General features: G+C 45.2%; 22 protein-coding genes. 4 read left to right on the top strand and 18 right to left on the bottom strand.

Features of this window, described 5'->3' with window-relative positions:
• Positions 1-332 precede the first annotated feature (332 nt).
• The 3 genes from thiI to pomA all read right to left on the bottom strand — a co-directional run bounded on the left by thiI (position 333) and on the right by pomA (position 3,716).
• Positions 333-1,781: a tRNA uracil 4-sulfurtransferase ThiI gene (thiI, locus tag OO778_RS13115; RefSeq protein ID WP_031780206.1), complete on the bottom strand. Its 1,449-nt coding sequence runs from the start codon at positions 1,779-1,781 to the stop codon at positions 333-335.
• Between the two features lie 211 nt (positions 1,782-1,992).
• Positions 1,993-2,940 (bottom strand): flagellar motor protein MotB, encoded by a 948-nt coding sequence (locus tag OO778_RS13120; protein ID WP_074190973.1) that lies wholly within the window; start codon positions 2,938-2,940, stop codon positions 1,993-1,995.
• A gap of 14 nt (positions 2,941-2,954) precedes the next feature.
• Positions 2,955-3,716 carry a flagellar motor protein PomA gene (gene pomA / locus OO778_RS13125; RefSeq protein ID WP_005381564.1) on the bottom strand — a complete coding sequence of 254 codons (762 nt, stop codon included), beginning with the start codon at positions 3,714-3,716 and terminating at the stop codon, positions 2,955-2,957.
• A 263-nt stretch (positions 3,717-3,979) separates the two neighbouring features.
• On the opposite strand from pomA, the gene xseB reads away from it, so the two are divergent.
• Genes xseB through dxs form a run of 3 tightly spaced genes read left to right on the top strand, consistent with a single transcriptional unit; the run spans position 3,980 to position 7,014 of the window.
• Positions 3,980-4,222, top strand: a complete 243-nt coding sequence (gene xseB, locus OO778_RS13130; protein WP_005381566.1) for an exodeoxyribonuclease VII small subunit — start codon at positions 3,980-3,982, stop codon at positions 4,220-4,222.
• A gap of 21 nt (positions 4,223-4,243) precedes the next feature.
• Positions 4,244-5,128 (top strand): (2E,6E)-farnesyl diphosphate synthase, encoded by an 885-nt coding sequence (ispA, locus tag OO778_RS13135; RefSeq protein ID WP_005391389.1) that lies wholly within the window; start codon positions 4,244-4,246, stop codon positions 5,126-5,128.
• A gap of 20 nt (positions 5,129-5,148) precedes the next feature.
• Entirely contained in the window at positions 5,149-7,014 is a 1,866-nt protein-coding gene (gene dxs / locus OO778_RS13140; protein ID WP_047010153.1) for a 1-deoxy-D-xylulose-5-phosphate synthase, read from the top strand.
• Between the two features lie 46 nt (positions 7,015-7,060).
• Here dxs and pgpA read toward each other — a convergent pair whose 3' ends face one another.
• The 14 genes from pgpA to OO778_RS13210 all read right to left on the bottom strand — a co-directional run bounded on the left by pgpA (position 7,061) and on the right by OO778_RS13210 (position 19,937).
• On the bottom strand, positions 7,061-7,567 hold the full coding sequence (gene pgpA / locus OO778_RS13145) for a phosphatidylglycerophosphatase A (protein ID WP_074190972.1): 507 nt from the start codon (positions 7,565-7,567) through the stop codon (positions 7,061-7,063).
• A gap of 91 nt (positions 7,568-7,658) precedes the next feature.
• Positions 7,659-8,624, bottom strand: coding sequence for a thiamine-phosphate kinase (gene thiL / locus OO778_RS13150; protein ID WP_074190971.1), 966 nt, complete (start codon positions 8,622-8,624; stop codon positions 7,659-7,661).
• Positions 8,625-8,702: 78 nt separating this feature from the next.
• Positions 8,703-9,170, bottom strand: a complete 468-nt coding sequence (gene nusB, locus OO778_RS13155) for a transcription antitermination factor NusB (RefSeq protein ID WP_005381571.1) — start codon at positions 9,168-9,170, stop codon at positions 8,703-8,705.
• The gene (gene ribE / locus OO778_RS13160) at positions 9,170-9,640 is read right to left on the bottom strand and encodes a 6,7-dimethyl-8-ribityllumazine synthase (protein ID WP_005381572.1); all 471 of its coding nucleotides are present in this window, start codon (positions 9,638-9,640) and stop codon (positions 9,170-9,172) included. Before ribE ends, nusB begins: the two co-directional genes overlap by 1 nt.
• Positions 9,641-9,809: 169 nt before the next feature.
• Positions 9,810-10,919 (bottom strand): bifunctional 3,4-dihydroxy-2-butanone-4-phosphate synthase/GTP cyclohydrolase II, encoded by a 1,110-nt coding sequence (gene ribBA / locus OO778_RS13165; RefSeq protein WP_074190970.1) that lies wholly within the window; start codon positions 10,917-10,919, stop codon positions 9,810-9,812.
• 173 nt (positions 10,920-11,092) lie between these two features.
• The gene (locus OO778_RS13170; protein WP_005381574.1) at positions 11,093-11,746 is read right to left on the bottom strand and encodes a riboflavin synthase; all 654 of its coding nucleotides are present in this window, start codon (positions 11,744-11,746) and stop codon (positions 11,093-11,095) included.
• A gap of 8 nt (positions 11,747-11,754) precedes the next feature.
• Entirely contained in the window at positions 11,755-12,882 is a 1,128-nt protein-coding gene (ribD, locus tag OO778_RS13175; RefSeq protein WP_074190969.1) for a bifunctional diaminohydroxyphosphoribosylaminopyrimidine deaminase/5-amino-6-(5-phosphoribosylamino)uracil reductase RibD, read from the bottom strand.
• Positions 12,883-12,889: 7 nt separating this feature from the next.
• Positions 12,890-13,339 (bottom strand): transcriptional regulator NrdR, encoded by a 450-nt coding sequence (gene nrdR / locus OO778_RS13180; RefSeq protein WP_005381578.1) that lies wholly within the window; start codon positions 13,337-13,339, stop codon positions 12,890-12,892.
• Between the two features lie 206 nt (positions 13,340-13,545).
• A complete protein-coding gene (locus tag OO778_RS13185; protein ID WP_074190968.1) occupies positions 13,546-14,796 on the bottom strand; it encodes a glutamate-5-semialdehyde dehydrogenase in 1,251 nt (416 codons plus the stop codon).
• A gap of 17 nt (positions 14,797-14,813) precedes the next feature.
• Entirely contained in the window at positions 14,814-15,953 is a 1,140-nt protein-coding gene (gene proB, locus OO778_RS13190) for a glutamate 5-kinase (protein WP_005391413.1), read from the bottom strand.
• 121 nt (positions 15,954-16,074) lie between these two features.
• A complete protein-coding gene (gene crl, locus OO778_RS13195; RefSeq protein WP_005391414.1) occupies positions 16,075-16,464 on the bottom strand; it encodes a sigma factor-binding protein Crl in 390 nt (129 codons plus the stop codon).
• 115 nt (positions 16,465-16,579) lie between these two features.
• On the bottom strand, positions 16,580-17,827 hold the full coding sequence (gene frsA, locus OO778_RS13200; RefSeq protein WP_005391416.1) for an esterase FrsA: 1,248 nt from the start codon (positions 17,825-17,827) through the stop codon (positions 16,580-16,582).
• A gap of 91 nt (positions 17,828-17,918) precedes the next feature.
• On the bottom strand, positions 17,919-18,383 hold the full coding sequence (gene tet(34) / locus OO778_RS13205; RefSeq protein WP_005391418.1) for an oxytetracycline resistance phosphoribosyltransferase domain-containing protein Tet(34): 465 nt from the start codon (positions 18,381-18,383) through the stop codon (positions 17,919-17,921).
• A gap of 264 nt (positions 18,384-18,647) precedes the next feature.
• Positions 18,648-19,937, bottom strand: coding sequence for an NCS2 family permease (locus OO778_RS13210; protein WP_006741838.1), 1,290 nt, complete (start codon positions 19,935-19,937; stop codon positions 18,648-18,650).
• A gap of 1,026 nt (positions 19,938-20,963) precedes the next feature.
• On the opposite strand from OO778_RS13210, the gene OO778_RS13215 reads away from it, so the two are divergent.
• On the top strand, positions 20,964-22,436 hold the full coding sequence (locus tag OO778_RS13215; protein WP_225461964.1) for an aminoacyl-histidine dipeptidase: 1,473 nt from the start codon (positions 20,964-20,966) through the stop codon (positions 22,434-22,436).
• Between the two features lie 62 nt (positions 22,437-22,498).
• Here OO778_RS13215 and OO778_RS13220 read toward each other — a convergent pair whose 3' ends face one another.
• Positions 22,499-23,038 (bottom strand): DUF3332 domain-containing protein, encoded by a 540-nt coding sequence (locus OO778_RS13220; RefSeq protein WP_225461963.1) that lies wholly within the window; start codon positions 23,036-23,038, stop codon positions 22,499-22,501.
• Positions 23,039-23,293 lie beyond the last annotated feature (255 nt).

Genomic DNA, 23,293 nt, shown 5'->3' on the forward strand with positions numbered 1-23,293 from the left:
GGTAGATTTCTACCATAATGTTTTGTCCACACTCCCTGTGACAAAACATATACTTCCTGTATTTATTTTTGACCTGTCTGTCAAATTTGTTACACCGCCTAAATTAGGCGGTGTTTTTTTATCTATCGAAAATCTCATCCGTATATCTGGCAGCAACATCACTTTATTACTCTTCTTTCGGATTAATTATCGTTATATCAACACAAAGTGTATGGCTTTGCGATAAGCCTCAACATTATGCTAAGTAATGATTAGCTGTAACGCGATCAAAAACAAAAAAGGCGCAAATTGATGTCTCAATTTGCGCCTTTTAACGTCTTTTTATCAGTCAACTATGGGCGGTAAACTTTTACGTTATTGAAGCCTTGCTCTTGCAAGTAAAGCGCTTGCAGACGGCTCATCACACCGCGGTCACAGTACAGTAAATATGTCTTAGATTGGTCTAAATCACCAAACTGTGTACCCAACTTGTAGAATGGGATATGTTTCACATCCACACCTTCGATTTCGAGCGGGTTATCGTCTTCCTCTTCAGGACTACGAATATCTAGCACAACCGCGTGCTCTTCTACCGCCTCAACCTGCTCGACTTCTGGTGCTGCTTGCTCAGACTCTTTCGCGATATCACGAATGTCCATCATGCGTGCATCACGAACTACTTGCTCAAGAATGCTAAAGTCAAATTTCTCTTCTTCCGCTTCTAGCTTCGCTTTAATCGCTTTTACTGTCGGCTTCTTAGAAATAACACCACAATACTCTGGCATAGTCTTCGCAAAGTCTTCCGTGCCGATTTCGCGTGCTAGGTTAATGATGTCTTCTTTATCCCAGTTGATAAGTGGGCGCAGAATCAACGTGTCCGTTACGTTATCGATATGGCGGAGGTTAGTTAGCGTTTGGCTCGATACCTGACCGAGCGCTTCGCCAGTCACCAATGCTTCGATCTTCATCTTCTGAGCGATCATGCCTGCTGCACGCATGAACATACGCTTCAAGATAACCCCCATTTGGCCGTCATCGACTTTCTCTAGGATTTCCGCAACCACAGGTTCGAAATCAACTGAGATGAAACGTACTTTTGCTGAAGAGCCGTATTTGTTCCATAGGTAGTGAGAAACCTGCTTAACGCCGATTTCGTGCGCTGGACCACCTAGGTTAAAGAAACAGTAGTGTACTTTTGAGCCACGTTTGATGTGCAGATAGCTAGAAACACCAGAGTCAAAACCACCAGAGATCAAGCTCAACACGTCTTCTTGCGTGCCCAGTGGGAAGCCGCCTAGACCTTTATGACGAGCCAGCACTTGGTTTAGCTTATCGTTCGAGACTTCCACCTTGATCGTCACGTCTGGGTTTTGCAGCTTAACTCTTGCGCTCTCAATCGCTTGGTTTAAACCACCGCCGACATAACGCTCTAGTTCGATAGAGGTAAAGTCGTGCTTACCGCGACGCTTCGCACGTACCACAAAGGTTTTATTTTCGAGTGCAGAGCGATTTAGCTCCAGTACTTGTTCGAAGATATCGTGCAAATCTTTAAATTCGGTCTGCTTCACTTCCAGTACGTGGTGAATGCCTGGTGTATGAGTCAAAACCTCAAGAACTTCAGCGTGGAATTCGTTACTCTCAGAGGTCACTTCAATGTGATCACGACGGTTGAATACCGCGACAGATTCCGTGCGGCTCTTAATGATGTTACGAATGTTGCACTCTAAAATCTTTGTGAAGCGCTTACGCACAGATTCACTTTTTACAAAAATTTCTGGATGGGGCTTTACAATAAATTTCATAGTCTAATTCGCAGGTTAGTTTCGCAATCAACAAAGAGTGACACTCAACTTCAATGCTTCATACGCAGTAAAACCGCGTTTCAGTCACAAAAAGTAGTCTGAGCTCACTTTTAAGGCGCAAGATTATACACCCAAGCGGATTGGAAAAACAAAAAAAGCGAGCAATCTGCTCGCTTTCTTATCTCTCGACTGACTTAAAACTAAAGTCTAGTTATTGAATTACAGGCACTTCTTCACTGTATAGTGGTTCGCCTTGCATGATGCTGATTTCAACCCGTCGGTTAAGCGCGCGATTTTCATCAGAATCATTCGGCAACAATGGTTCAGTATCTGCCATGCCTCGCACTCTCAAACGTTGATGAGAGAAGCCTCTCACCTTCTCCATCTCTTGTGCAACCGATACGGCGCGCTGAGAAGAGAGATCCCAGTTAGAACGATAAAGCTCTGAGTCCAACGGTCGGTTGTCCGTATGACCAGATACTCGCACAATGCCTGGCACGTCTTTTACTAACTCTGCAATTTGTCGAACTAAAGGGCGGAATTTAGGCTGCAAGAAGGCCGAACCTTCAGGGAATGCACCTTTTTCACGCATGCGTATAACAATCTGTTGGCCAAGATTTTCAACTTCAATCGCACCTTGTTCAATCTCTCGCTCTAAGGCTTTCTTGATACTTTCCATCAAGGTTTCCATCTCTTGCGACATCTCTTCAGATTGCTGCTGTTGCATATCCGCTTCTGAAGATTGATTGTTTTGCGTTGACGTTTCTGGCGATTGACCACCGGTTAACTTGCCTTCATCACGCTTTGTGCCACCAGCTCGGTCAGACTCCCCTTCATGAAACTCGAGCGTCTGCTGAGTGATGTCCATGGTTTGCTGCATGATGACATCAATCGGCGTTGGTTCCGGTCGGCCCGGTCGAAACTCTTGAGCAATGATGCTGGTACCTTTGGGAATGTCTTTCACTTCAAGTTGATTTTGTACACCGAAGGCAAATTTCATTGAGCCCGCAATCTGTTTGAACTTCAGCACGTCCATCTCAGAAAACGAGAGCAGAAGAACAAAGAAACACATCAGTAGCGACATTAAGTCCGCGAATGTCCCCATCCATAACGGGAGACCGGGTGGCGGACAATCACATTTGTTATCTTCATCATCCATCACTACTCTCCAAGTTACTCGTCAATCTCAAGGGCACGTTTACCTTCGTTGAGGTAGTTCTTCAAGTAACTATCAATCACTCGCGGGTTTTGACCATCTTGAATCGCTAATACACCATCCATGATCAAACGACGGTTTAGCGTTTCTTGGTCACGGCGCAGAGAAAGCTTATCCGCAATAGGGAAAAACACCATGTTGGACAGGATTGCGCCATACAATGTGGTTAAGAGTGCAACCGCCATTGCAGGTCCAATCGCTTTTGGATCATCCATATTTGAAAGCATCGCGACTAAGCCAACCAAGGTACCAATCATCCCCATTGCAGGGGCAACGTCACCAAAGGCGCGAAATACGCCAGTGCCTTGAGTATGTCGTTCATCCGTAAGCGCGATGTCTTTTTTTAAGGCAGCTCTTACCACGTCGGCATCATGGCCATCAACAAGCAAATCAATGCCTTTTTGCATAAAAGTGTTATTAATTTCCATCTCTTCAAGAGCAAGAAAACCACCTTTACGTGCCGCATCGGCCATTTCCACAATTTTTGCGATCAAGTCTTCCGGTTCATCCGCTTTAAACATGAAGGCTTTGCCTGCGATCTTTGTTGCACCAAAGAACTGTCCCATTGTGAACTTCATCAGTACTACAAATATTGAGCCACCAACGACAATAAGGATCGACGTGACATCGACAAACATGCCGATGCTGCCACCAAGCACCATCGCCATAATGACGAATGCAAAACCACCAATCAAACCTAATAGGGTTGCTAAATCCACAAAGCACTCCTCACGCTATACTCAAATACTGCCATTGGGCGGATTATTACCTGTATCGACAACTCGCGCAGAATTTTTAGAAAAATCTTAGCTAATGGATCACAAATTAGACTTAACAACCTTAACCAAAATATGGGGTTTCAGCGCTTAGGCTCGTTTAACGCTAATTTTGTGACAATTATATAAGGTTAAATTTGACCAAGTTACTAGGCTAAGGTAACTTTCGTGCATCTTCTCCAAGGCTTGATTAAGGCAGAAAAAAGATGGCGGTCAAGAAACCAGAAAACATGACCTTCGAAGCAACCATTGAAGAGCTTGATAGCTTGGTTGATCAATTAGAAAATGGCGATCTTGCCCTAGATGATGCTCTACGTAAGTTTGAACGAGGCATTGCCTTAGCTCGTGCTGGCCAAACTAAACTTAGCGACGCCGAACAGCGCGTAAGTATTCTTCTCAGCGAAGATGATGAAGCACCACTGAGTGACTTCAAACCAGATTCAGAATAACCATCAGTAGTGAGCAATGTGATGCAACAGACATTGACGTCTTTTCAACAAAGAAACAATCAGCAATTGAACTTGTGGCTCGATCAGCTTCCATATCAAGAGCAGCCATTGATTCAGGCAATGAAATACGGCCTTTTGCTAGGTGGAAAACGCGTTCGCCCTTTTCTTGTTTACATCACAGGTCAAATGCTCGGCTGTAAACCAGAAGACTTAGACACTCCTGCCGCTGCTATCGAATGTATACATGCCTACTCACTCATTCATGATGATCTGCCAGCCATGGACGATGATGAACTTCGTCGAGGTCAACCAACTTGTCACATTAAGTTTGATGAAGCAACCGCAATACTGACAGGTGATGCACTACAAACTCTCGCCTTCACCATTATTGCCGATGGTCAATTAAACCCGGCAGCCGAGACTCAACGCATCAACATGATCAAAGCGTTGGCGCATTCTTCTGGCGCCAACGGCATGTGTGTTGGGCAAGCCTTAGATTTAGGCGCGGAAAATCGCCAAGTTTCTCTTGAAGAAATGGAAGAGATACACCGTAAAAAAACCGGAGCTCTGATTGATTGTGCGGTAAAATTAGGTGCATTAGCTGCTGGTGAGAAAGGTATCGAGGTTTTACCTCACTTGGAGCGCTACTCAAAAGCAATTGGTTTGGCGTTTCAGGTTCAAGACGATATTCTTGATATCATCAGTGACACAGAAACACTGGGTAAGCCTCAAGGTTCCGACCAAGGTCTGAATAAGAGCACTTATCCTTCCCTGCTGGGTTTAGAGGGAGCCATAGAGAAAGCTCACACTCTGTTACAGGAAGCACTTCAAGCATTGGAAGCTATCCCATACAATACTCAGTTACTCGAAGAGTTCGCCCGATATGTCATCGAGCGCAAAAATTAACACTATAAGCGCGCATTTATATGACTCTTGATATTTCAAAATACCCAACACTGGCGTTAGCAAATACACCGGAAGAATTACGTCTTCTTCCGAAAGAAACATTACCAAATCTGTGTGATGAACTGCGAACGTATCTGCTAAATTCAGTGAGCCAATCTAGCGGACACTTAGCGTCTGGCTTAGGCACCGTGGAGCTAACTGTCGCTCTGCATTATGTTTACAACACCCCTATCGACAAATTGATCTGGGATGTTGGTCATCAGGCTTATCCGCATAAAATCCTCACCGGACGTCGCGATAAAATGCCAACAATTCGCCAAAAGGATGGTCTACACCCTTTCCCTTGGCGTGAAGAAAGTGAATATGACACCTTATCTGTCGGCCACTCTTCGACATCGATTAGTGCAGGTCTTGGCATGGCCATCAGCGCACAAAAAGAAGGTAAAGGTCGCAAAATCGTCAGTGTGATTGGTGATGGCGCAATTACAGCAGGCATGGCATTCGAAGCTATGAACCACGCTGGCGACGTTCATCCTGATATGTTGGTGATTTTGAACGACAACGAAATGTCGATTTCAGAAAACGTAGGCGCGCTGAATAACCACCTTGCTAAGGTACTTTCTGGCAGCTTGTACACTTCTATCCGTGAAGGCGGTAAGAAAGTGCTGTCTGGTGTTCCACCTATTAAAGAGTTGGTTCGCCGTACGGAAGAACACCTCAAAGGCATGGTAGTGCCTGGTACTCTGTTCGAAGAGTTCGGCTTTAATTACATTGGCCCGATTGATGGGCACGACGTCAATGAACTCGTCAAAACGCTAAAAAACATGCGTGAGCTCAAAGGTCCTCAGTTCCTACACATCATGACCAAGAAAGGCAAAGGTTATGAGCCTGCCGAGAAAGATCCTATCGGCTACCATGGTGTTCCTAAATTCGATCCAACGCATAACTGTCTACCGAAAAGCAGTGGCGGTAAGCCAACTTACTCAAAGATCTTTGGTGACTTTTTATGTGACATGGCGGCCCAAGATCCTAAGCTAATGGCAATTACGCCAGCAATGCGCGAAGGCTCGGGTATGGTACGTTTCTCAAAAGAATATCCAGACCAATACTTTGACGTGGCGATTGCTGAGCAACACGCTGTGACACTTGCAACAGGCATGGCAATTGCGGGCGATCATCCAATCGTAGCTATCTATTCGACTTTCTTGCAACGTGGTTATGACCAACTGATCCACGATATCGCGATCATGGATTTACCAGTAATGTTCGCTATCGATCGTGCAGGTCTCGTTGGTGCAGACGGCCAAACTCACCAAGGCGCATTCGATCTAAGCTTTATGCGCTGTATTCCGAACATGGTGATCATGGCGCCAAGTGACGAAAACGAATGTCGACAAATGCTTTACACTGGCCATAAACATACTGGCCCTAGTGCGGTTCGATACCCTCGCGGTAGCGGGATGGGCGTAGAAATCGAAACAGAGTTTACGGCGTTAGAAATCGGTAAAGGACGCATGGTTCGCCAAGGTGAAAAAGTTGCCATTCTGAACTTTGGTACTTTCTTGGGTAATGCGCTAGAAGCGGCAGAATATCTCAACGCAACCGTGGCAGATATGCGCTTTGTGAAGCCGCTCGATGAAGCATTAATTCGTCAATTAGCCGCAGATCATGACGTGCTCGTGACGTTAGAAGAAAATGTTATCGCAGGTGGTGCAGGTGCAGGTGTCGTTGAGTTCATGATGAAAGATAAAATCATTAAGCCAGTCTTAAACCTGGGCTTACCCGATGAGTTTATTCATCAAGGAACACAAGATGAACTGCATGAAGAGCTTGGTCTCGATGCAAAAGGGATTGAAAAATCCATCTTGGATTATTTAGCAAAATAGAATGTAAAAAGGGATGCTCATGGCATCCCTTTTTTATGTCCAACGTTTAATTCATCCAGCCTGCGTATTTTGCGACTAGAAACAGGGCAACACCGGCCATAATTCCCGCCACGATATCATCAACCATAATACCCAGCCCACCGTGAACTCGCTTATCTAGCCACCCAATTGGCCACGGTTTTACCATGTCGAAAAAACGGAACAAGATGAAGCCAGTGATCAACCACTTCCACTCGGTCAACGGAATATTTAACGCAGGGACGATACCCATCGTAATCCAAAAACCCGCAAATTCATCCCATACGATTGAACCATGATCATGTACTTTCATGTCTGCAGACGTCACTTGGCAGATTTGAATGCCGATCACACACGAAATCAGAACAACAATGACATACGCCGTAAATGGCAATTGCGCCAACAACAAAAAGAAGGGCACGGCCGCCAGTGTCCCCATTGTTCCTGGAATAAACGGGGATAATCCACTGCCAAAACCCGTCGCCAATAGATGCCACGGGTTCTTTAATGAAATCAGAGAAAGAGGGTTGGTCATATCCTTAAACCTATACTGCTAGTTTGGTTTCAATCGTCATGCCTGTGAGCTGCTCAATAGTAACAGGCTCTTGGCTAGAGCTTAGCTCAGATCATTTAAAGTGGTCGAAGCCACTTAAGTCCCAATCAAGTGGTTGATTGTTATCATGCAGCTCGAAGGTTCCATTTGGTCGGATTTGACCAATACATGTGACCTTACAGCCAGTATGAGATAAAGCGCTTTGTAACGAGCCTCGATTTTGCTCCGGCACGGTAAAACACAACTCGTATTCTTCGCCACTTGCTAAAGCATACTGCTGCGCGCTGATCTTATCATCTAAAAACTGGACTAATTCTGAAGAGATCGGTAGCTGAGAGACATCAATACTCACCCCAACCTGAGATCGCTGTAAAATGTGCTTAATATCAGAGATTAAACCATCTGAAATATCTATCGCCGACGAGGCTAAGCCAACAAGAGCCTGTCCAGCAAGCACACGCGGAGAACTAAGGTAATGAGCTCGCTCTAGTACTTCCGCGCCAGCTCTGCTACGTAGAGAGCCATCTAGAATCACATCCAAGCCAGCTTTTGCATCGCCAAGGTTCCCCGTTACATACACCCAGTCCCCTGGCTTTGCTCCGGAACGTGTGAGAGCTTTACCTTCAGGAACAAAACCTTGCACCGTCAGAGTCAGACACAATGGGCCTTTTGTGGTGTCACCGCCAATTAACTGAATACCATAGTAATCAGCCAATTCGAAAAATGCATCACAGAAAGGTGCAAGCCATTCTTCATCTGGCTCGGGCATCGTTAATGCAAAGCTCACCCACGCAGGCGTTGCTCCCATCGCTGCCAAATCACTGATGTTAGAAGCCAATGCTTTGTGCGCCACCCACGCCGGATTTGCGTCGGATAAGAAATGCGTTCCAGCCACCAATGTATCCGTGCTAATCGCAATCTGAACATTAGCCGGCGCTTTGACGAGTGCGCAATCATCACCAGCCGCTAGGTGGACATCTTTACGTTGGTTCTGACGCCCGACGAAGTATTTGTCTATCAGATTAAATTCACCAGACATAATTCACTTACTTTTTGATGTAAAAGCTTTTGATACAAAAAAGGTCAGCATGTGCTGACCTTTTCATTGAAGAAATCGTTATTTCTTACGAATGTGAGGTGCTGCTTTATCAAGTACACCGTTCACAAACTTGTGGCTATCTTCTGCTGCGAAGACTTTTGCAAGTTCAATCGCTTCATTGATAACAACTTTGTAAGGAACATCTTCGCGACGAGTCATCTCGTACATAGCAAGGCGAAGAAGAGCAAGTTCCATCATATCTAAATCCTGCATAGGACGAGAGATGTATGGACGAATTTTGCTATCTAGCTCAGCGTGGCTAAGTACAACACCGCTTAGTAGTTCACGGAAGTAAGCTACGTCTGTTTCTGGAGCAGCAAGCGCTGGCTCAGATGCATGAAGTTCTTCTTCATCGTATTTGTCGCCAGACAAAAACTGTTCTTCAATCTTGGCAACATTCTCTTTAGTAATTTGCCATGAGTAGATCGCCTGTAGAGCGAATTGACGTGCGTTACGACGTGCGGCTGGTTTCACACTGGCCCCCATTAGGAATCAATTTCAGATAGTACATTAATCATTTCAAGTGCGCTTAGTGCAGCCTCTGCACCTTTATTACCAGCCTTGGTTCCTGCGCGTTCAATCGCTTGATCGATCGTATCAACAGTCAAAACACCAAATGCTACTGGAATGCTGAATTCCATAGACACTTGTGCTAGACCTTTGTTCATTTCACTACAAACATAGTCAAAGTGAGGCGTTCCACCGCGAATAACAGACCCTAGAGAAACAATAGCGTCGAATTTGCCAGTTTTAGCAACACGCTGAGCTACTAGAGGTAGTTCTACGGCACCTGGACAACGCACAACCGTGATGTTGTCTTCGCTTACTTGTCCGTGACGCTTTAGTGTATCGATCGCACCAGAAAGTAGGCTTTCGTTAATAAAACTGTTGAAACGAGAAATAACGATAGCAATTTTTGCATTTGGCGCTGGGAAGCCACCCTCGATCACTTTCATAAGCTTTCCTTTAACTCTATTTATAAGTGAAATATGTTCATCAAGTGAGAATCGCCGGATTCTAGCACAAATTTGTGAGCAATATCTAATGGAAATTGGAGGCAAATCACCGGTTCCTAGCCATTGACGAGTTGAGTGCGTAAAAGACTAGGAACTTATTGTTCGGTTGTTACTCGCAGACGTACTCAACCACGTTCAGACCAAAACCACCTAATGCGTGGTACTTTTTGTTGGTCGATGACAGAAGGCGCATATCATGTACACCGAGATCCGCAAGAATCTGTGAGCCCACACCAACACGGCGAGACGTGCCCTGTTTCTTAGCAAGCGTTGGTGCTTCACCTTTGTCTTGCGCTTCAAACATCTTCACACGATGAATAAGTAGCTCGGTCGACTCTTCATGGCCAAGAACAACCAGCACACCACCTTCTTCACCAATGCGTTTCATTGCCTTGTCTAATGTCCAACTGCGCTCTGCGTTGCGATCGCTACGTAATAAATCAGTAAAGACATCTTGGAGGTGAACGCGAACCAATGGCGCTTTTTCTTTCAAATCGCCCTTGCACATTGCGTAATGCACTTGGTTATCAATGGTGTCCTTGTACGTGACTAACGTGAACTCGCCAAACTCTGTCGGTAACTTGCACTCTGCCACACGTTCAATCGTTGTCTCAGTGTTATTGCGGTACTCAATTAGGTCGGCAATAGTGCCCAATTTAATACCGTGCTTCTCTGCGAAGATCTCTAGATCAGGGCGACGAGCCATAGTGCCGTCGTCATTTAAGATCTCAACAATAACCGATGCTGGCTCTAAACCAGCAAGGCGAGCCAAATCACAGCCAGCTTCAGTGTGACCTGCGCGAGTCAGTACACCGCCGTCTTGAGCTGCGAGAGGGAAGATGTGACCAGGCTGCACCAAATCCGCAGCTTTGGCGTTTGGCGCGACTGCCGCTTGAACCGTGCGTGCGCGATCCGCGGCTGAAATACCCGTCGTTACCCCTTCTGCCGCCTCAATCGAAACAGTAAAGTTGGTGGTGTATTGCGCATTATTGTCTTGCACCATTGGTGGCAGACCTAGACTTTCGCAACGATCTTTGGTCATGGTTAAACAAATCAGGCCACGGCCATAGGTTGCCATAAAGTTGATGGCTTCCGGCGTAATATGCTCGGCAGCCATGATCAAGTCACCTTCATTCTCGCGGTCTTCATCATCCATTAGGATGACCATTTTGCCAGCGCGAATATCATCAATAATTTCTTGTGGCGTACTGATTGGCATAGTCTGTTTTCCCGTTATTCTAAATTTGTTACTGCGGCAGCAATGAAAAATCATGTTGCAGTGAATGCTAGTTAGGTCAATAGTTTGAGCTTTGCACCAAGCAAGTCAATGAATCTCGCGGTGTTCTGTGAGTCTGCTCTTTATCGCATGCCTCACGCAGCCACTCCCAAGACTTATGCAAAACCGTTTTGCTGTAAAAAGTCCATCGTGATACGAGACTCGGCCTTATCTTCTTGCTGTCCTTGCAGTAAACGCTCCATATAACGCGCAAGTACATCAACTTCTAAGTTGACTTTGCGCCCCACTTGAAACTGGTCAATCGTAGTTTCTTCACTCGTATGAGGAACGATAGTCAGCTTAAAAGCATTTTTACGTAAGTCGTTGACGGTTAGGCTAATACCATCAACAGTAATCGAGCCTTTCTCTGCGACGTACTTGCTAATTTCCGCTGGCATTGCAACCCAAAACTCTATCGCACGGCCAACTGAATTGCGTTCGACAATTTCACCAACTCCATCGACATGGCCTGAAACGATATGTCCACCCAATCGCGTTGTTGGTAACATGGCTTTTTCTAGATTCACCTTATCGCCTACTTGGTATTCAGCAAACCCAGTTTTCTTCAAGGTTTCTAATGACAGATCAGCACTGTAATAATGGCTTCCGAAGTCAACTACCGTTAAGCAAACACCATTGGTCGCGATGCTATCGCCTAACTTAACGTCTGACATATCAAGCGTCCCCGTTTCAACTGTGACGGTGATGTCTTCGCCCTTCGGCGTAATCGCAGCTAACTTGCCAACTGCTTCTACTATTCCTGTAAACATACTATTTCTTATCTAAGTTCTTTACGTTTGATGGTGGCAGTGATGCGAATGTCTACCCCAACCATACGAACGTCTGTAATGTTTAAATCTATGACGTCAGCCATAGCGCTTAACCCTAAAGCACCGATAAGCCCCCGACCATCGCTGCCCATGAGTTTTGGCGCAAGGTAAACAATGAGCTCATCTACAAGATTAGCCTTTATCATCGCACTCGCTAGCGTAGCTCCAGCTTCAACCCATAAGTGATTGATGTGGTGCTCATCCGAGATACGCTTTAATGTTGTTGATAAGTCAATTTGGTCAGCGCTGTCCAATAGAGGGATACAGTCTCCATCAGGGCTAACAATAACTCGCTCTCCATCGGTGTGGAACAGCTTGAGCGCATCCGTTAAATGGTTCTGACGGTCTAAGATTACACGTACTGGTTGACGAAGTTCTTCTCGTAAATACTGCGCTTGAACACTGGTAGGTAAGTCATCCCAACGCACATTGAGTGACGCATTATCATCAATCACCGTTTTGCTGGTAGAGAGAATACCACCACTCATCGCTCGATAACGCTGCACATCTTGGCGGGCCGCAGGGGAGGTGATCCATTGGCTCTGCCCATTGCTGAGTGCGCTTTGCCCATCCAAACTGGCCGCCATTTTTAATTGAACAAACGGCATGCCTGTACGCATGTACTTTATAAAACCAGGGTTAAGGGCAAGGGCATCTCGCTCTAACAAGCCGATTTGTACTTCAACTCCAGCATCACGCAACATCTGGATGCCCCGCCCCGCAACTTTAGGGTTTGGGTCTACCATTGCGCAAACCACACGTGCCACTTTGGCTTTGATTAGCCCTTCAGCACATGGCGGTGTACGGCCGTAATGAGAGCAAGGTTCTAGCGTCACATAAGCGGTTGCACCAACTGCTTTTTCACCCGCCATGCGCATCGCGTGCACTTCGGCATGCGGCTCACCAGCGCGATGGTGATAGCCCTCACCAACAATTTCTTCATCACGAACGATGACGCACCCCACATTTGGATTTGGTGCGGTGGTATAAATGCCACGTCTCGCTAACTTAATAGCTCGTGACATCATGGCGAAATCTAAATCAGAAAACGCTCTTTCAGGAGTGTGTTGAGTCATGAGCTACTCAGTCTTCTAGGCGGGCAATCTCTTCGCCAAACTCGCGAATGTCTTCAAAGCTGCGGTAAACTGAGGCGAAACGGATATAAGCGACCTTGTCGAGCTCTTTGAGTTGGTCCATGACTAAATTACCAATCATTTCACTCGGAACCTCTCGCTCACCCGTCGCACGCAGTTGTGATTTGATCATACTGATCGCTAACTCTATAGAATCAGCACTCACTGGGCGTTTCTCTAAAGCGCGTTGAATACCGCCAACCATTTTATCTTCATCAAATGGTTCACGGTTACCATTCGATTTGATCACTTTAGGCATCACTAACTCTGCGCTTTCAAACGTAGTGAAACGCTCGCTACACGCCAAGCACTGACGGCGACGTCGAACTTGATGGCCATCAGCCACTAAGCGGGAATCAATAACTTTGGTATCGTTCTCGGAACAAAAAGGACAATGCATATCACCTCCATATCTATACCCAAATAACCTCATGAGCAATCACGGCTAACCACGCGTTCATGGTTATACGGACTCTATTAAAGCTATTTGGGTATAACGCTTTCAAACCGAAATAAAAGCTCATGTAGTGTAGCGGAATTGGTATGTTAGACAAAACAAAAAGGGGCCCAAAGGCCCCTTTTTCACTCAAGATCTCGTTGAATGTGTTAACTGCGTGCTAAGTAATTCGCTTTACCAACCCACTTGTAGCTAGTTAGCTCTTCTAAGCCCATTGGACCACGGGCATGTAGCTTTTGCGTGGATACTGCGACTTCTGCGCCAAGGCCAAATTGCGCACCGTCTGTAAAGCGCGTTGAAGCATTCACATAAACCGCCGCCGAACCGACAGAATTGATGAACAGTTCTGAGTTTTCCAAACTATTGGTCATGATCGCATCTGAGTGGCTCGCGTTATGAACACGCATATGATCAATGGCATCTTTCACATCAGACACGACTTTTACACCAAGGGTGTAGCTCAACCATTCCGTATCAAAGTCACCTTCAATAGCATCGCGAACTTGTTTCGCTTGCTCCATGAGTTCTTTTGCTTTTGGCTCTGTCACGAACGTCACTTTATCGTTCATGCGCTCTACGATCATTGGTAGGAATTGCGCTGCAATTTTTTCATGCACGAGCAGCGTATCTAATGAGTTACACGCAGATGGACGTTGAACTTTAGAGTTCTCAACCACATTCAGGGATTTCTCTAGATCAGCGGATTCGTCGACAAAGATATGGCTGATACCAAAGCCACCAATAATCACCGGAATCGTGCTGTTTTCTTTACACATTTTGTGTAGGCCTGCACCACCGCGTGGAATGATCATGTCGACGTAATCGTCCAATTTAAGCAGTTGAGAGACTAACTCACGATCTGGCTTTTCAATGTACTGAACCGAAGCGGCAGGAAGGTTCGCCTTTGCTAGCGCAGACTGAATAACCTTCACTAATTCCATATTCGAGAAAAATGTCTCTTTGCCGCCACGCAAAATGCTTGCGTTGCCGGTTTTCAAGCACAGCGCCGCAATATCAATAGTTACGTTAGGACGCGCTTCATAAATTACGCCCACAACACCCAGTGGTACGCGGCGGCGAGACAATGACATCCCATTTTCCAGTACCTTACTGTCGATTTCGCTGCCCACAGGATCGTTCAAGCTAATGACGTTGCGAACATCATTCGCAATTGCAGTCAATCGTTCTTCATTCAGCAAAAGGCGATCAAGCAGCGCATCGGTTAAACCCGCTTCACGGCCAAGTTCGATGTCTTTAGCGTTTGCCGCCAAAATAGCAGCGGAGTTTGCTTCTAGCTCATCAGCGATGATCGCTAAAGCTTGGTTCTTTTGCGCAGTTGACGCTGTCGCTAATTCGAAAGCTGCATCTTTAGCAGCTTTACCCATATTCGTTAAATCCACTTTGCTTCCCTCTAATTCTATTCCTGAATGACGACCAAATCATCGCGATGAATCACCTCAGAGCCATAATCATGCCCCAAAATAGAGATGATATCTTTACTGTGCTTACCAGTAATTTTAGTTAGGTCATCACTTGAGTAGGCGCTGATGCCACGAGCCACCAACTTACCGTGAGAATTTGTTACACGCGCCACTTCGCCTCGTGCAAAGTCACCACTTACTTTGATTACCCCTTTAGCAAGTAAGCTACTGCCCTTACCGACCACTGCATTTACCGCACCATCATCAATAATGATGTCGCCCGATGCCGCAGGTCCCGCCAGAATCCAGCGTTTACGGTTTTCTAAAGCTTCAGCGCAAGGTAGGAAGCGCGTGCCTTGTGGCTCTGCACTCAAAGAGTCAAAGATAACATTCGGTGCACTACCGGCAGCAATAATAACCTCGATACCAGCGCGGCGAGCGATGTCTGCGGCTTGCAGCTTCGTTGCCATACCGCCTGTACCCAATGTTGTACCACTTCCTCCTGCGATTTTACGCAGCGTATCGTCGATGGTTTTTACTTCCTTGATCAGCTCTGCGTTCGGGTCTTTTCGAGGGTCAGCAGTAAACAGACCTTTTTGGTCAGTTAAAAGCAAGAGCTTATCTGCGCCACACAAAATGCCCACCAAAGCGGAAAGGTTGTCGTTATCGCCCACTTTAATCTCGCTGGTCGCAACGGCATCATTTTCGTTTACGATAGGAATAATATCGTTCGCAACGAGCGCATTGATGGTGTCACGTGCGTTTAAGAATCGCTCGCGATCTTCTAAATCAGCACGAGTTAGTAGCATTTGACCAATCTTAATGCCGTAAATACCAAACAAAGACTCCCATGTTTGAATCAAGCGACTTTGACCCACCGCCGCAAGTAATTGTTTACTCGCCATCTCGTTGGGCAATGCGGGGTAACCAAGGTGCTCACGACCTGCTGCAATAGCACCAGACGAAACCATTACCACTGAATGGCCTTGTTTTTTAAGCTCAGCACACTGGCGCGCTAACTCAACCATGTGAGCACGGTCGAGTGCCAGAGTGCCGCCTGTCAGCACACTTGTACCCAGTTTCACAACGACAGTTTGTGGTTGTGAAACAACTGCATTTTGTTGATTCGTTGTCATGATGTCTTCTGAAGTGAAAAACAAATAAAGAGAGGATGTTTTAACAATCAAAGAGGGAATTAACAAGAGAAAAGGTGCGTTTTCGCACCTTTTTGTTTGGTATTAAATGAAAACAACCAAATTAAGCGAAATCGAAAGACTCCGTGTGATATTCGACTTCTAATTTGAAGTGTTCTTCTAAAGTATCAACCAGCTTTTGATGGAATGTGCTCTGCGTCAGATACACTTCCTCTACCGCTTTTTTAGGCAGGGCTTCAGATACCCATTGCCCTTCTTTGTTGTACTTGCCGATATGATATTTGGCAGTAAAGCCTCCTTCGATGGATTCTAAATCCATCCACCAGCCCCAAAATTCACGCTTCTCAGGCGATTTTTTGTCGTCTACACAAACAGATAGACAATCAAAATAATAGCGCCCTTCTTGCGATTGTGGTTCGCGCAGGTAAGGCCCTATCGCCTTCAACTTTGACATCAAGCGAAAGTGAGTCGGGCCCTGAGTCGTCTCTGACATATGAATCTCCGTTTTCATAGTTAAAAGTAAACACCCAAGAATGATTATTATTTTTAATTATCATGAGCTTATTTTTTGCTCAGATATATCACTTTTAACTAATTTAGGAGAATTGTCACCCTAATAATTCATCTTCTAGCCACTTTATGGCTAAATCGAGGGATTGCTCATATCCTTTTGTAATCGTTTTGGAACTGATTTTTTTCGCTCTGCCATACTGGCTAAACAGCGCGACGAGTTGGTTATCACTGTGTGGAGACACCGGATCGCCTTCAAGGCTCAAAGCTAAAATAGGTACTTTAGTTTTTCTACTGCTCAAGAAGCCCTGAACCTTCAATGACCAGGCCATCATCTGGCCCGCCATGCTATTAATATCAACCGCGCTTTTCCCTAAGCGAGAAGCCAACAGATCCAGATACATCTTCGGCATTTTTTGCAGCTTCTCAGGGGAAGTAAAAATATCATGTACGGGTGCGCCGAGGGCTACACAAGCTTTGATCTTCTCTTGCTCAACAAAAGAGAGTCGGATCATGGCATTACCACCAAAACGAAATCCAACTAACCCCACTTTGTGATGATCCACCCAAGGCAATGAATACAGCTCATTTAGTACCGCTTGGTGCAGACAGCTTGAGTTCTCAGTCAAAGGCCAGTGAGAACTGTGCCCCACCGAAGGCATGTCGACCGTCAACATTGCAATATCTCGTGGTGCAAGATGATTGCGGAACAAACGCCACATGTCGGTTTGTAACGTATCGAGACCAGCGCTCACCATCACCACAGGCAGTTGCTTGTCGGTTCTTGGCAAATGAAGGTTCGCGATGATTTTGCGATTTTGGTAAGGCACTTCAATTTGCTTGATGGTGTACTTGGTCTTCTCTGCGCCGTCAGAGTACGCTTTGTTTGCCAGCACTTGAGCCTGCAAGGCCAAATTATCATTCTTCAGATGTGGGTAGCCTGCGATACTAAAACACAAAGAAGCAGTGAAGAGTTCATCGGCGGCCTCCTCACCTTGCATTTCATTTGAACGCTTCTGATGCTCCATGCCGAGCTTAATCCACTCAAATGTCCAGTTGCCGTTGTGGTATCCCATTACGGTGTCTAACCAATCATCATTGGTTCGAGAGTGGGAAGAAGAAGCGATTTTAGAAAGCACACCTTCCATCTCTATCGGAGACAACCCTTGCCAAGCCCATTGCAAGCGGCGCAAATGACGATACCAAGCACGATCACCCTGCGCCTCTCGCTCATCAAGTATTTTTTGACTGGTCGGCATGTACTGGGTAAGCGCAGAGGTTTCTTTTGCTTGCTTATGTTTCACGAACAAAGTTTCGGAAAGATTTTTACTGACGTCTTCAGACATAGGAAGAACCTTAGGCTATTAGCATGAGTTGTTATGATAATAAAAAAAATGCCCCTATACAGGGGCATTTCTCAATATTCTTTAATAGCGTTTATTTTTGCTTGCGGTTTACAGGCTCAGCGTACTGGATTGACATATCCCAAGGTTGTTCAATCCAAGTGTCTTGCGCGATATCTACCACATAATCATCTAGCAACGCTTTGCCTGAAGGTTTTGCACACACAGCGATCATCTTCGCTTTTGGATACATCTCACGTAGTTTGCGCGCCGTATCACCACTGTCTACTAGGTCTTCAACGATTAGGTAACCTTCACCATCGCCTTCAGGTGCTTTTAGTACCGTCATATCGCGCTGATGATCATGGTCGTAGCTTGAAATACAGATTGTATCAACGTAACGAATACCCAGTTCACGAGCCAAGATAGCGCCAGGAACCAAACCACCGCGGCTTACCGCCCAAATCCCTTTCCATTGCTCAGCTGGCATTTGTTTTTCAGCCAGTTCACGGCAGTAAGTCTGCATTGCATCCCAAGTGATAATGAATTTTTTACTCATTGTAATAACCTAATAATTTGAAAATATGCATCCTCAAAATCTAGCGAACTCACTCAAAAGCGGAATGCTCACTGACCTCTCCAAAACGTATGGAGATGAGGATTTCAAGCTGCGCAAACGATTATTCTACCGAAACACACCGCTAATACCAACGGTGATATCAAAATTCTCTGCCTATTCCGCAGAAAAACCGTCTTAAGTGAACAACGTGAAAAAAGAAAAAGCCAGCGTGAATAAATCCACACTGGCTTTTTGCTCGAGAAATTAACCGACGAGGTATTTGACGATGAAGATGGCAGACATCACCCACACACTCATCGACACTTCACGGCCCTTGCCGCTGAATAATTTGATCGCCGAGTACGCGATAAAGCCTAACGTAATGCCCTCTGCAATCGAGAACGTTAATGGCATTACCAAACAAGTCACAACAACTGGTGATGCTTCCGTTAGGTCACGCCAATCAATGCTTACCAGCCCAGACAGCATCAAAATCGCGACATAGAACAGAGCACCCGATGTTGCGTAAGCTGGGATCATTCCTGCTAGTGGTGAAAACAACAGAGCAAGTAGGAAGAGCACACCAACAACCACTGCTGTTAGACCAGTACGACCACCAGCCGCCACACCAGAAACACTCTCAATGTAAGATGTCGTGTTTGAGGTACCAAGTAGTGCACCTACTGACGTTGCTGTTGAGTCTGCAAGTAACGCTTTGTTTAAACGCGGGATGTTGCCATTCTCATCCGTGAGGCCTGCTTTTTGAGAAACGCCAACTAGCGTACCTGCGGTATCAAACAAATCGACAAATAGGAAAGCGAACACAACGGAAATCATGCCAACTTCAAACAAGCCAGAGAAATCCAGTTGCATGAAAGTTGGTGCAATGCTTGGTGGCGTAGACATAATGCCGCTCCACTGCACATCACCAAATAGAAGGCCAAGCGCTGTAACACCAAGAATGGCGATCATCACCGCACCTTTCACACCACGGTGAACAAGCGCGATAGTAAGGAAGAAACCAATCGCAGCCAATACAGATGGCAATGATGTGATATCTCCCATAGAAACTAATGTCGCAGGGTTATCAACGACGATGCCTGCATTTTTTAATGCGATAAATGCTAAGAAAAGACCTATACCGGCTGAAATACCAGTTCGAAGAGAATGCGGGATCGAGTTAATAATCCACTCACGGATCTTAAATATACTCAAAAGAATAAACAGCAGGCCTGAAACAAACACCGCCGCTAACGCAACTTGCCACGTATAGCCCATTCCCAACACAACAGAGTAAGTGAAAAATGCGTTCAGCCCCATTCCTGGTGCTTGTGCAATTGGGTAGTTAGCAACAAATCCCATGATGAAACAGCCGATAGCGGCCGCAAGACAAGTTGCAACAAAAATGGCACCACGGTCCATACCGGTATCCGACAGGATCGCTGGGTTTACAAAAATAATGTAAGCCATGGTTAGGAAGGTGGTAACACCTGCAATGATCTCAGTGCGCACATTTGTGCCATTGTCACTGAGCTTAAAAAGCCTCTCGAGCATGATCGAATCCTGTAAAGGTAAAAAAGTAAACGGTTGCGTAATCGATTGGCGGGAATTATAAAGTTATCAAATAGCAAATTCTAGATAGAATCTTCACTCTAATGCGATTTTTTTCTTTGGATATGAAACCCATTCGCTAATTCTTAGAAGCAAAACAGAAAATATATTCTTATAAAACAACAATTAATAATTATTGCTCAGAACCCAACAACAGAATAAAAACTGAACAATGTACTAAACTTTCAAATAGAAACTGGGCGTTTTAAGCGTCATATCTAGGTGGATTTGACGGGAAAGTCGATAAAACTGAAGAACGGAGAATAGAATCCAGCCTTGATGGCAGAAAATGTGTCAGAAAGAGAAAGTGGAGATAAAAAAACGCCACCCAATTTGGGTGGCGGTGAATCATGTCAGCACTATCACTGAAAAAAAATTCCAATTTATAGGGGTGAACAAACTGTTCGAGTCACATGCGTTGACTTCACTTAGTAGCCAAAGCTTGTTGGGTATACAAAGTTGCCGGTGTAAACAGACTTGCTATTCCAGAACATTGTACTTGGTAAACCTTTCATAACTATCACCTTTTAAATCAATTAAACATTCGTTGATTTCTCGGTTCCTTGGAGGCGATAAAACGGACTCATCCTTTGAGCATTTCATTCTTCTCTCAGAAGCTGGTTACAAATATACCACCAAGAAATTTAATTACAAGCATTTTAGTGATTAAAATCACAAAAAATGTATAAATTGACCTTCATCAAAGTTTAAATGTAATTAAATTACAGTTTTGTGAATTAAAAAATAAAGCCACTTTCAGAATGTATGATAAAGAACATATAGTGCCTGTTATTGTGTTCACAAACTGTGACAGTTCTGAGAGAAATCCTTGTGCACGCGACTACTCGTACTCCTTATCTGGTGGTATGCTAAACGGCAATTTGAAGGCCAAATCGTCTAGCATTTAATGCTATCTCGACAATATTTTTACGGTATATATTTGGCAAAGCACATCAAAAGGAGTCCTCCGTGTCTGAGTTCCATTCTGAGATCAGTACCTTATCACCTGCTCCACTTTGGCAGTTTTTCGATAAGATTTGTTCTATCCCTCACCCATCTAAGCATGAAGAAGCATTAGCACAGTACATTATCAACTGGGCAACAGAGCAAGGCTTTGACGTTCGCCGTGATCCAACCGGTAACGTGTTCATCAAAAAGCCCGCGACACCTGGAATGGAAAATAAGAAGGCTGTTGTACTTCAAGCACACATCGACATGGTGCCGCAGAAAAACGAAGACACCGAACACGACTTCACCAAAGATCCAATCCAACCTTACATCGATGGCGAATGGGTAACGGCGAAAGGCACGACGCTTGGTGCAGATAACGGGATTGGTATGGCTTCTTGCCTTGCTGTATTGGCATCTAAAGACATTAAGCACGGCCCAATCGAAGTTCTGCTTACGATTGATGAAGAAGCAGGCATGACTGGCGCATTTGGTCTTGAGGCTGGTTGGTTAGAAGGTGAGATCCTTCTCAACACAGACTCTGAACAAGAAGGCGAAGTCTACATGGGTTGCGCCGGTGGTGTTGATGGCACCATGACTTTCGGCATTTCTCGAGAAGCAACACCTGCCGGTTTCGTAACACGCCAACTAACGCTGAAAGGCCTAAAAGGTGGTCACTCAGGTTGTGACATTCACACAGGTCGTGGTAATGCCAATAAATTACTTGGCCGCTTCCTAGCGGGTCATGCGCAAGAGCTTGATTTACGTTTGGTAGAATTCCGTGGTGGTAGCTTACGTAATGCAATCCCTCGCGAAGCGTTTGTCACTGTCGCGCTTCCTGCTGAAAACCAAGACAAGCTTGCTGAGCTGTTCAACCACTACACTGAGCTGCTTAAAACTGAACTGGGTAAAATCGAAACAGGTATCGTAACCTTTAATGAAGTGATCACGACTGACGCGCAAGTATTTTCAATCGCCGATCAGCAACGATTCATTGCGGCACTTAACGCTTGTCCAAACGGAGTAATGCGTATGAGTGACGAGGTGGAAGGTGTTGTTGAAACTTCTCTAAACGTTGGTGTGATCAGCACAGAAGAAAATAAAGTCACCGTGCTTTGCTTGATTCGTTCTCTCATTGACTCTGGCCGCAGCCAAGTTGAGAGTATGCTACGTTCAATTGCTGAATTAGCAGGCGCACAAATTCAGTTCTCAGGTGCTTACCCTGGCTGGAAGCCAGATGCAGATTCCGAGATCATGGCAATTTTCCGTGATATGTATGAAGGCATTTACGGTCATAAGCCGAACATAATGGTCATCCATGCTGGTCTTGAGTGTGGCCTGTTTAAAGAGCCATACCCACACATGGATATGGTGTCTTTCGGTCCAACAATTAAATTCCCTCACTCACCAGATGAGAAAGTGAAGATTGATACCGTTCAGCTGTACTGGGACCAAATGGTAGCGCTTCTAGAGGCAATTCCAGAGAAAGCGTAATTCAACCACGAAAAACGACAAAGGGTGCTTTACGGCACCCTTTTTTGTTTGGCTGGACCAAATTACACGCGATTTTGCGTATAAGCAGCTAGCTCATCCATTGAGGTTTGTGCAACGACTTCGCCATCAATGTAGTAAGTGACAAACTCACCATCGCGCACACCCATGAGTGTCGCCTTCTCGCCGTTATTGTAAGTAATATCCATTTGAACAGTATTCTCATCGATTTGCTGCATTCGACCCTGCTCAATAACACGGTTATTCGCTAACGGTGCAATTGGCGCCGTCGTTAACGATTTATCTAACTGGTGATTGACATCGATATAAGTATCCATCTTTGTATCGAAGATATGTGGCTTACCATTTAAAGGGTTCTTACCCGTCCAAAACTCTAGAGAGTTAAACACGATGTAGTCCGCTGCGATTGCGACACCATAAACAGGTGCTAGAAGCATGTTTAGACCACCTCGAGCGTAACGGTTATCTACAGCTTTCAAGTTAAACCCCATGACATAACCTGTCACGGCATTACTGCCAACGCAACCTGAAAGTAAAACTGCTACAGCAGTCAATGCACCAATTTTAGCAATTGCCTTTTTCATCAAAACCTCTAGTTAGAAATGTTAGACCTCAAATTCGGCGCGGATATTATCGGATAAAAAGTAGGGTTAAAAGTCCGTTTTTTTGTCCTTCATTATCAGTATTATTTTTAATACAGTCACATTTTTTAAGCCTATGATTGCTCTTCCTTCTGTACCTCTCGTTATGTATTAAACTGATAGAAAAGATCATATTGAAAACAAAAACTTCACACATGCTGAGGTTTCGCGCATGACGATTAAAGTAATTTGTCGTGT

It is taken from the genome of Vibrio sp. STUT-A16 (genome assembly GCF_026000495.1).
Classification (GTDB): domain Bacteria; phylum Pseudomonadota; class Gammaproteobacteria; order Enterobacterales; family Vibrionaceae; genus Vibrio; species Vibrio diabolicus.